This is a genomic window from Brachyspira sp., from assembly GCF_029258575.1.
In the GTDB taxonomy this organism is placed as follows: domain Bacteria; phylum Spirochaetota; class Brachyspiria; order Brachyspirales; family Brachyspiraceae; genus Brachyspira.
This window is the reverse complement of the sequence record NZ_JARHYI010000027.1, coordinates 22,437-32,847: the sequence shown is the minus strand read 5'-3', so window position 1 is coordinate 32,847 and position 10,411 is coordinate 22,437. Positions and strand designations below refer to the sequence as shown.

Below are 10,411 nucleotides of genomic sequence, written 5' to 3'. Positions count from 1 at the left end.
ATGCAGCAAGAGAACGAGAAACCTCATAATTAAAATCCACATGTCCTGGAGTGTCTATCAAATTAAGCGTATAAACCTCTCCGTCTTTAGCCTGATAAGATAATTTAACCGCTTGGCTTTTTATAGTGATTCCTCTCTCTCTTTCTATATCCATAGAGTCCAAAATTTGAGCTTTCATTTCTCTGCTTGAAACTGCTTTGGTATGTTCTATTATTCTATCAGCTAAAGTACTTTTTCCATGATCAACATGTGCTATGATACAAAAATTTCTAATTTTTTCTGAGTATGACATTTATTAAAATATATCCTTTAAAATAATCTAAATATTTAATTAAAATGAGCTATTTATTCATATTATTGATGATACATTATAATATATGATGATGTTTTTGCAAATATTTTTTATGTATTAAAAATTTACAATTCTATGTAAAATATATTGACTTTTTTATAATGATATATTATTTTTTGTGTAAATAAAAAAAATTATATTTTTATTATAGGTAGTATTACGAATAATGATTATGCTGAATATGATGATAAAATCAAAAATCAAATTAGTAGAAATATAATATTAAAAAATTAATTATATACTAAATAAAATAGCTGTTAATGTAATACTTGACTTTTTTATGTATACATATTAATTTATATTTAAACACTCACTAGGAAAAAAAATGAAAAAAATTATACTAGTTATTTCAATTATCATATTATTATCATCATGCAAAGAGAATACCCAAGGAAAAACAAGTAAAGAATTAATAAAGAAGAAGAAATTTAATGTAGGGATATATGTTTATGATTATCCTTTCGGATATTTATCAAATGAAAATATAAGAGGATTCGATTATGATTTGATTAATGAAATAGCAAGAATATCTAAAATTAAAATTAATTTGAAGCCTATGAAATTTGAAGAGTTTATTCCATCTTTAAAATCTGGAAGAATAGATATGATAATAGCAGCTATGAATATAACCGAAAAAAGAAAAGAAGAGCTTAATTTTTCTCATAAATATTATACATCAAGTCAGGCTGTTTTAGTAAAAAAAGATAATGATACTATAAATACTGAAAAAGATTTAATAGGAAAAAATGTAGGTGTAATAAGAAGTACTGTTGCTGATAGTAGAATTTCTCAAAAAGACGAAATTAATATAAATAGATTTGATTCAGGAGGAAGTATAATACTTGCTTTAAAAATCGGCAATATTGATGCGGCAGTATTTGATAAAGCAACATGCGATTATTATCTATTATATGATAATGATATAAAACTTGTAGAATCTATAGAATATCCAAAAGAAGATTATGCAATAGCATTTAGAAAAAATGACACTGAACTTTTAAATGAAATTAATAAATCATTATCTCAAATAATGACTAATGGATTTCAAGCAAAATTAGTAGAAAAGCATTTGGGTACTAATTAAAAATTATTATAATTGATTTTATTATCGGATTTATTTTATGATTAAAGAATCTATTAAATATACATTAGCAGATTATAGTATAGTAGAAATAACTACAAGAATACTTGTGGCATATATTATGGGAATATTCATAGGCTGGGAAAGAGCTAAACATCAAAAACCTATAGGAAGTAGAACTACTAGTATTGTTTGTATGGGAGCTGCAATTTTATCATGCTATGAAGATGTTTTTGCACGTGCTATAATACTTGAAAATGCTGAATTAATGAAATTAGGAAGCGAACTTTTATATACAGTTCCAGATTATAATAGAATATCAGCACAGATTGTTTCAGGTATTGGATTTTTAGGTGCAGGTATGATTATACAAAATAGAGGTATATTGCATGGCGTAACTACTGCCGCTATAGTTTGGGTAACTGCATGTCTTGGAATAGTTATAGGTTCGGGACAATGGGTATTATCAACTATAGGATGTATATGCATATTCTTAAGCACTTCTATTTACAGATTCTTTATACCTTACTATATATCAAATAAAAAAAAATCTATAGTATATGTAATAGAACATTCTCCTAAAATAGATATAGAAACAGAATTATATAGATTCGGAATAAAACTAAATAATTTGGAAATATTGGGCTGGAAAGAAAATTATGATAAGAATGAAAAAACTCCGAATATTATGAGTAAGATGAATATATTTGTGCCTCAATTAGATTATAAAAATATAGAAAATATATTAATGAGTTTGGAAATAAAGCCTTTATGTATATTAAAAAATAAAAGAGAAAAAATTGATTTAAACCTATTAAAATAAAAGATTATTATGAATATTAGTTTATGTATAGAAAATTTTAAAATAGATAATTATAATATAAAAGAAAAAGAAATTAATATATATCCAATTACAGTATTCTCAAATGATGATAATTATTTACTCAATTTAATTTGGTATATTAATAACTGCCACTTCTTTGAGTTTTATAGAATTAATGATTATGAATTATTATCTATAAGTAAAATTATAAGCGGAATAATGGAGAATTATCAATATCAGGCTAATATAGATAATAATATGATACTTGAATGCATAGATTTTACCAATGATATTATTTACTCAAATAAAAATAAAATAATATCAAAAATATTTATAGAAAATAAAAATATTGATATAGAAAAAATATATCTAAAACCAAATTCAAATTATGAAATTAATATTAATTCAAATTTTGAAACTGATGAAATTATAAATATTATAATAAGTTTTGAGGGAAAAAGTTTTTTATCAAAAATTTTCTTCAGCAGAAAAATAGATATTTTTATGATGGTATTAGAAAATATATTAAAAATTTTATTAAATAAAAATATATCAAGTACTTTATATATAGCAGATTATAATTTTGAAAATATTAATTTAGATACAGCAAGCAAAAAAAATATGCCTTTGAGAGATTTTATATTTAAGATAAATGAAATATCTCAAAAAGAAAATTTATCTAATATAAAAACAAGATTTGATTTAATAAAAATATTTATGAAATACTATAATCATAATATTATAATAGAAAATTGTAATGAATTTAATGATATTATCAATGATAATAAAAATAATTTATTATTAAGTTTGGATTGTGATAATTTTAATAATATAATTTCAGATGATAAATTAATTATAATTTAAAATTTTTATTAATAAGTTTTTCATAAACTCCATTATTCATTATTATAGATACTATTATTTTAGTAAAAATGTAAAGTATTCGTATAAATACTTGCTATAAAAATAAAATCTAATATAATACACTTGATTCTTTTGGGAAAGATATTTATGAGTCAAAATGATAAAAAGATAGATATATTTGAAAATTATCCAGTATATAAAGCATTAATAACATTAGCACTTCCAACTATATTGGGAATGCTTGTGAATGTTTTTTATAATATGGTTGATACTTTTTTTGTAGGAAAAACTAATGATCCTAATCAGGTGGCAGCTGTTTCTTTAACTATGCCTATTTATTTGGTGCTTATGTCCTTCGGTTCCATATACGGTATAGGAGGAGCTTCTTATATATCTAGAAGTTTAGGTGCTAAAAATTATGATAAAGCAAAACAGGTTTCTTCTTTCGTTTTTTATGCAAGTATTATTACAGGAATAGCATGTATGATAGTTTTTTTAATATTTCTAAATCAAATATTAAAATTATCAGGTGCTAGTACAAATACATATCAATTTGCTCAGCACTATTTACTTATAGTGGCATTCGGAGCTATATTTGTAGTTTGTCAAATGTCATTGGGACAGATAGTTCGTTCAGAAGGCTCTTCAAAAGAAGCTATGGCTGGTATGATAATAGGAACTGTAATTAATATTATATTAGATCCAATAATGATACTTTATATGAATATGGGAGTTGTTGGTGCTGCTCTTGCTACTATAATAGGAAATGCGACATCTGCATTATATTATATTTGGCATATAGCTAAAAAAAGTAATTTTCTATCTATAAGATTCAAAGATTTTATATTATCAAGTGATATATTAGTCAATGTATTTTCAATAGGATTTCCAGTATTTATAAATAATTCACTTATAAGTATAGCAAATATTTTGATAAATAATTTTGCTTCAAAATATAATGATAATGTAGTTGCAGGACTTGGAGTTTCTCAAAGAATATTTATGCTTGTACTTTTGGTGTTTATAGGTTTGGGGCAGGGAATACAGCCTTTCATAGGGTACAATTTTGCATCTAAAAATTATAAGAGAATGAATACATCTATAAAACTTTCATGCTTATTTAGTTTTGTATCTGGAAGTATCTTTTTAACATTTGCTTTAATATTTTCAAGAGAACTTATTAGAATATTTATAAAAAATGATGAAGTTATAGAATACGGTTCTAAATTTTTAATAGCTACATATTCTGTAGCACCTATTATAGGTTTTCAGTTTATATTCATATCGACATTCCAGGCATTAGGAAAACCTTTGCCTTCTTTGATTCTTTCAGTATGTAGACAGGGTATAGCATTCGTACCTGCAATATATTTCGGTACAAAATTTTTCGGTATTAACGGAATTATATGGGCTCAACCTATTTCAGATGTAGCTTCTATAATATTAGCAGGAATAATGTATATCTATATTTATAGAACAACAAAGAAAAATCATATTATAGAAAATGAAATCACTCCATAAATTAATTAATTGAAAAAATGAATATATATTGAAAACTTCATTAACATACGCCCGCCCTATAGGCTTATAACTTAAATTTTCAATATAAACTTTTATTTTTTATATTGTATAATTAGAATTGTTAACAGCCCACCCAAGTTTTATTTAAATTTGCAAAAACTATAATGTATACAAAATAAAATTTTTAATATATGAGTATTTTTGAATAATAATTTAAAGTCTTACATTGATATTGTTTTTTTGTAAGTATTCTTTTAAGTCTTTTATATCAATCTCTTTGAAATGAAATATAGAAGCGGCAAGCCCTGCATCAACACCCTTAACCTGAAATACATCTTTGAAATGCTCCATATTTCCAGCACCTCCAGATGCAATTAAAGGTATAGAAACATTATTAGCTATCTCTTTAAGAAGCTCTATATCAAAACCATTCTTTACCCCATCAGTATCTATGCTGTTTATTACAAGCTCTCCCGCACCTTTTTTCTCACCATCTATAGCCCATTTTATAGCATCAATACCAGTATCCTCTCTGCCGCCTTTGGAAAATACTGAATATTTACCATTAACCCTTTTTATATCTATTGAAAGCACAACACATTGATTTCCGTATTTCTCGGCAGCTTCCCTTATTAAATCAGGATTCTTTATAGCACCTGAATTCACACTCACCTTATCAGCACCAGACTTTAATACCATATCAAAATCTTCTATAGTGTTTATTCCACCACCCACTGTAAGAGGTATAAATATTTCATTGGCTACATTTTCAAGTACATTCACAAATAATTTTCTGCCCTCATAAGAAGCTGTAATATCATAAAATACAAGCTCATCTGCCTGCATACTATTATAATATTTAGCAAGCTCAACAGGATCATCAACATCCTTCAAACCTTCAAAATTGGTACCCTTTACAACTCTGCCATTTCTTATATCAAGACATGGTATTATTCTCTTCGTTATCATATGAAACACCTAATTTAATTTATAAAATTATATAGTAAAAATAGCATTTCGTAAAGCATAGATACAATAGGTAATTATATATAAAATTTACCTATTGTATCTTGCTGGTACACCAGCTTTATGTTATACTTTATATAAAGTTAGAGTATGTTCTTTTGATCCATAATTAAGTTTGATTGAGTCAGTTAAGAATTCTATAACATACATTCCTGAATATTGATGCAACGCCAAAAGAAAAGACATTAGATGTAAAGATTAAGTCCTAATATTTTAATCTATTATTCATATAATATAAGCATAATTCAAACTTGTCAAAGTTATTTTTATCTCCATTTATTATATATATAAACTATTTCATTTAAATATTTTTGTAAATGCTTTTTGCTTACTTTATGATATATTCCATACAAGGTTCTTTTTATTATACCAAAAGCCCCTTCTATTGTATTAGTATATATCTCACCGTTTACATATTCTTTATATAGATAATATATATACAGGGTAAGTCAAGTAATTTTATTTTGTTTGAGTAAATTTTATATATAATTACCAAAATTATATTATTGAAAAAACAAAAAAATAAAATATACTTAATGGAATTATTTTTTATATTTTTATTAGGTTAGTATTTTTTATGAACAATAATAATGCAGTTACTTCCAATCCTCTATACTATGAAAAACCATATAAACTTCTTATTAAATATGCTACCCCAAGTATAATATCTCTGCTGGTGGGTTCTTTATATAATATAGTGGATCAAATATTCATAGGACAGGGAGTAGGTATAAATGGAAATGCTGCTACTAATGTTGCTTTTCCTCTCACTATTATTTGTATATCAATAGCATTGTTTCATGGATTCGGCGGTGCTTCAATGTATAGCATATTTCTTGGTAAGGGCGATAATGAAAAAGCTGCAAAGTTTATAGGAAATGCAATATCATCTACTTTTATATTGGGATTAATATTAACTGTAATAGTGAAAATATTCAATAAAAATTTAATGATAATGTTCGGTGCTACCGAAGAAGTTCTTCCATTTGCAATAGAATATATAAGTATAACCGCATTAGGTTTCATACCATTTATATTTTCAGCTATGATGAGCCATATAATAAGAGCCGATGGAAGTCCTCAATATTCTATGATATCCGTACTTGTAGGTGCTGTAGTTAATACTATATTGGATCCTATTTTTATATTTACTTTTAATATGGGAATTGCAGGAGCTGCTCTTGCTACTATAATAGGACACTTTGTTTCTTTTATCATGGTTGTAAAATATATGTTCAAATTCAAGCATATAAAACTTGAAAAATCCAACTTCAAAATAGATATTAAAAATATATTTCAAATATTTTCATTAGGAGCATCAGCAGGATTCAATCAATTGGCGATGATGATAGTACAAATCACTATGAATAATGTATTAAGCTATTATGGAGCTAATTCAATGTACGGTGGAAATATACCTTTGGCAGTAGCTGGAATTATTTCAAAAGTAAATACACTTGTAATGGCTTTTATAATAGGATGCTCTCAAGGAAGTCAGCCCATAATAGGTTTTAATTTCGGAGCTAAAAATTATGACAGAGTAATAAGTTCATATAAACTTACCATAACTATTACTACAATAATAGCATTCATAGCATTTTTATCATTTCAGCTTTTTCCAAGACAAATTGTAGGAATATTCGGTGAAGGAAGCGAATTATATTTTCATTTTGCTGAAAGGTATATGAGAATATATATGGCATTAATGATAATAAACGGCATACAGCCTGTAACAGGTACATTCTTTACATCTTTGGGAAAGGCATTTAAAGGTGCTTTCATATCTATGACTAGACAAATAATATTTCTTACACCGCTAATAATATTACTTCCTAGAATATTAGGTATAGACGGTGTAATGTATGCAGGTCCTATTTCAGATGGTGCTGCTTTGATAGTTACTGTTATAATGGTGAGTATAGAAATAAAAAATTTAAAAAGTATGAAAGAAAAATTATGATTTGTCATATTAATTAATTTTATTTTTATCATAATGAATAATAAAATCATAGTAAACTGAAACATATTGTTTATAGCTTTTAGTATTATTTAGAATTTTTAAAATAAAACTTATAAATCAATATTTATTTAATCAGTTTAAAGAAAACATTTTGTCAGCTGTAATGCATATTTACTGTTCTAAAAATATGTAACTATATAAAAAATTAGTTGAATTTTGGTGGTGTAGGTTCTGTATTACTCTATTATTAAATGCTATAGAAATTCTGCCTGATTGAATGCTGTTACATAAAAATTCTCTCCTGCCCATTCTTTTCCATTTTCATCTTTTGTTTTTAATGCCTGATCATATTGAAGTCTTATAAAAGGCTCTATAAGAACATTTTTCAGTTTCAACTTTAAAATATATTATGGTAAATTATATATGGTGTAATTGTGCTGCTGTTATATATTAGACTTGTTACTTGTTCATAATATACCTCAAAATGATATGTTTATAGTATTAATAATAAAAAACTCAAAAAGAATTTGTACAGATTAATATGGTAATTAACTTTAACAAGTTTTTATATTTTATAAAAGCCCTATATAAAATTATATAGGGCTTAATTTTTTAACAATTAAATTTTATATTTAATTTATTTCCAAGTAGGAAGATAAGAACCTTTGAAATTCTCATTATAAACTTTCTCTATTATTTCAGACTGATAAACAGCAACTACTTTTTTGTATAATTCATTATCTTTATCTTTAGTTCTTGCAGCAATCAAATTAACAAAAGATTTTCCGCTGTAAATAGAAGGATCATCTCTAAATATATAATCAGTACCCGGATTCAAACCAAAATCTATAGCATAGTTTCCATTTATAACAGCACAAGCAACATCAGGAAGTACACCGTAAATTGCACCAGCATCCATTTCTATTATTTCAAGATTAAGAGGATTTTCTATTATATCAATTACACTTGGAGTATCTCCTGCCTCAGGCTTAACTTTGATAAGACCTGCAGCCTGAAGTACTTTCAAAGCTCTTCCGCCATTAGAAGGATCATTAGGTATAGCTATTTTATCTCAGTTTTTTAATTCTTTAATATCAGTGATATTAGTAGAATAAATATTCATAGCCGATATATAAGTATCAGCAATAGCAGTTATATTATATTTTTTATTTGATACTTCATCATTAAAATATGCATAATGCTGAAAAGCATTCAAATCTATCTCTCCATCATTTAGAGCCTGATTAGGTATAGTGTAATCAGAAAAAGATACCAATTCAACTGTTATTCCTTCTTCTGCCAATTTTGCTACTATAGGATCCCAAATTTGATAATCAGACTCCCCAGCAAAACCAACTTTAATCAACTGATTATTTTCTGAAGAACTTTGTCCGCATGATAATATCGATAATGATAATATAAGCGATGATACTAATAATAAAATTTTTTTCATTTTTCTCTCCTTAAAATATTTATATTATTTTTAATTATTTCCAAACAGGTAAATAAACTCCCTTAAAATCTTTAGCATATACCTTCTCTACTTCAGCATATTGATAAGAAGCAACTATTTTTTTGTATAATTCATTATCCTTTATCTTCAGTTATTGTAGCTATCAAATTAGTGAAAGAATTTCCTGTATAATATAGAAGAATCATCTTTAAATATATAATCAACTACCAGATTAAACCCAAAATCTATAGCATAATTACAATTGATAACAGCACAAGTAACATTAGGAAGAAAACTATATATACTTCCAGCATCAACTTCTACTATTTCCACATTAAGGTAATTTTCTATTATATCATTTATACTTTGGAAATTGCATGTTTCAGGTTTTAACAAATATCAAAGTAAATACCAGTAATATTCTCTTCATTATTGTATTTTATATTATATAATAAATAATTTAATAAATCAATAATTAAGAATAATACCTTTTAATTTACCAGATTCAACTAATTTCTTAACTCTGTTTTTATAGGTATCTGCAATTATTTTGTATATAACATTATTTACATCTTCAAGCCTAGATACAATCAAATTTATATACATATCAGAATAATATTTGCTAGGATCATCAGAATATAAAACATTCTCATTTTTAAAATCAAAATTATAATTATAATTTACAATAGCAGCATCAACAGATGATATAGCAGAATATATATTATTAGCATCAATAGCTACCAATTCCAAATTTAAAGAATTTTCTATTATATCATTAGTTGTAAAATTATAATTAACATCATTATTATTATATAATTTCAATAAACCAACAGATTCCAATATTTTTAAAGCTCTTGAAAAATTCACATGATCTTTAGGAACAGCTATTTTTGATTCCAAACTCAATTGCGATAAGTTAGTAATATTTCTTGAATATATATTCATAGAAGCGATAAAAGTTCTATCTACAATACCCAAATAATAATCATTTTTATTAGTTTCATCAATAAAATAAGCATAATGCTGAAAATGATTCAAATCTATATATTTGCTGTTTAATGCTCTATTAAGAGCAGAATAATCAGAAAAAGGTATTAACTCTAAAACTATTTTTTTACTTTTCAATTCGCTGCCTAATGATTCCCATATCTCTACATCAAATTCCCCTATATATCCAAGCCTTATTACTTCATAATTTTTTTTAGAACTGCATGATATAAATACAAATAATAATGATAAAGTTAATAATATTTTTTTCATAATAAAATCCAATTATGTTTAATAAATATCGGTAATAACTGATAACTTGTTTTCTTTAATTTTATTTTTTA

Annotated in this window: 10 protein-coding genes and 2 pseudogenes; 5 read left to right on the top strand and 7 right to left on the bottom strand. The window is 25.2% G+C overall.

All coding sequences use genetic code 11. The features are described from left to right. The coding region (locus Q1J76_RS02290; RefSeq protein ID WP_300366197.1) for a GTP-binding protein at nt 1-292 on the bottom strand (292 nt) is incomplete at its 3' end. Nucleotides 293-677: 385 nt separating this feature from the next. Here Q1J76_RS02290 and Q1J76_RS02285 point away from each other — a divergent pair. From Q1J76_RS02285 to Q1J76_RS02270, 4 genes are all read left to right on the top strand, one after another. Then, nucleotides 678-1,436 (top strand): transporter substrate-binding domain-containing protein, encoded by a 759-nt coding sequence (locus Q1J76_RS02285; RefSeq protein ID WP_300366194.1) that lies wholly within the window; start codon nt 678-680, stop codon nt 1,434-1,436. Between the two features lie 37 nt (nt 1,437-1,473). Then, entirely contained in the window at nt 1,474-2,256 is a 783-nt protein-coding gene (locus tag Q1J76_RS02280) for an MgtC/SapB family protein (RefSeq protein ID WP_300366191.1), read from the top strand. A 9-nt stretch (nt 2,257-2,265) separates the two neighbouring features. Next, on the top strand, nt 2,266-3,120 hold the full coding sequence (locus Q1J76_RS02275) for a hypothetical protein (protein WP_300366188.1): 855 nt from the start codon (nt 2,266-2,268) through the stop codon (nt 3,118-3,120). A 147-nt stretch (nt 3,121-3,267) separates the two neighbouring features. Continuing rightward, nucleotides 3,268-4,641: an MATE family efflux transporter gene (locus Q1J76_RS02270; RefSeq protein WP_300366185.1), complete on the top strand. Its 1,374-nt coding sequence runs from the start codon at nt 3,268-3,270 to the stop codon at nt 4,639-4,641. 213 nt (nt 4,642-4,854) lie between these two features. On the opposite strand, the gene hisF is transcribed toward Q1J76_RS02270, so the two are convergent. Then, nucleotides 4,855-5,610 (bottom strand): imidazole glycerol phosphate synthase subunit HisF, encoded by a 756-nt coding sequence (hisF, locus tag Q1J76_RS02265; RefSeq protein WP_300366182.1) that lies wholly within the window; start codon nt 5,608-5,610, stop codon nt 4,855-4,857. Between the two features lie 323 nt (nt 5,611-5,933). After that, complete coding sequence (locus Q1J76_RS12455) at nt 5,934-6,104, bottom strand: transposase (RefSeq protein WP_367182054.1); 171 nt, start codon at nt 6,102-6,104, stop codon at nt 5,934-5,936. 140 nt (nt 6,105-6,244) lie between these two features. Here Q1J76_RS12455 and Q1J76_RS02260 point away from each other — a divergent pair, with 140 nt between their 5' ends. Then, a complete protein-coding gene (locus Q1J76_RS02260; protein ID WP_300366179.1) occupies nt 6,245-7,627 on the top strand; it encodes an MATE family efflux transporter in 1,383 nt (460 codons plus the stop codon). A gap of 254 nt (nt 7,628-7,881) precedes the next feature. Here Q1J76_RS02260 and Q1J76_RS02255 read toward each other — a convergent pair whose 3' ends face one another. The 4 genes and pseudogenes from Q1J76_RS02255 to Q1J76_RS02240 all read right to left on the bottom strand — a co-directional run bounded on the left by Q1J76_RS02255 (nt 7,882) and on the right by Q1J76_RS02240 (nt 10,340). Further along, nucleotides 7,882-8,022, bottom strand: a complete 141-nt coding sequence (locus tag Q1J76_RS02255; RefSeq protein WP_300366176.1) for a hypothetical protein — start codon at nt 8,020-8,022, stop codon at nt 7,882-7,884. Nucleotides 8,023-8,264: 242 nt separating this feature from the next. Further along, a pseudogene (locus Q1J76_RS02250) lies at nt 8,265-9,080 on the bottom strand (MetQ/NlpA family ABC transporter substrate-binding protein). A 34-nt stretch (nt 9,081-9,114) separates the two neighbouring features. After that, nucleotides 9,115-9,446, bottom strand: a pseudogene (locus Q1J76_RS02245) (MetQ/NlpA family ABC transporter substrate-binding protein); the annotation flags it as partial. 102 nt (nt 9,447-9,548) lie between these two features. Then, nucleotides 9,549-10,340: a MetQ/NlpA family ABC transporter substrate-binding protein gene (locus Q1J76_RS02240; protein WP_300366173.1), complete on the bottom strand. Its 792-nt coding sequence runs from the start codon at nt 10,338-10,340 to the stop codon at nt 9,549-9,551. Nucleotides 10,341-10,411: the final 71 nt, after the last annotated feature.

Bases quoted from the DNA above. Each gene is read 5' to 3' on its own strand.
- hisF (WP_300366182.1), bottom strand. From the start codon at position 5,610: ATGATAACGAAGAGAATAATACCATGTCTTGATATAAGAAATGGCAGA.
- Q1J76_RS02270 (WP_300366185.1), top strand. From the start codon at position 3,268: ATGAGTCAAAATGATAAAAAGATAGATATATTTGAAAATTATCCAGTA.
- Q1J76_RS02260 (WP_300366179.1), top strand. From the start codon at position 6,245: ATGAACAATAATAATGCAGTTACTTCCAATCCTCTATACTATGAAAAA.
- Q1J76_RS02280 (WP_300366191.1), top strand. From the start codon at position 1,474: ATGATTAAAGAATCTATTAAATATACATTAGCAGATTATAGTATAGTA.
- Q1J76_RS02275 (WP_300366188.1), top strand. From the start codon at position 2,266: ATGAATATTAGTTTATGTATAGAAAATTTTAAAATAGATAATTATAAT.
- Q1J76_RS02240 (WP_300366173.1), bottom strand. From the start codon at position 10,340: ATGAAAAAAATATTATTAACTTTATCATTATTATTTGTATTTATATCA.
- Q1J76_RS02285 (WP_300366194.1), top strand. From the start codon at position 678: ATGAAAAAAATTATACTAGTTATTTCAATTATCATATTATTATCATCA.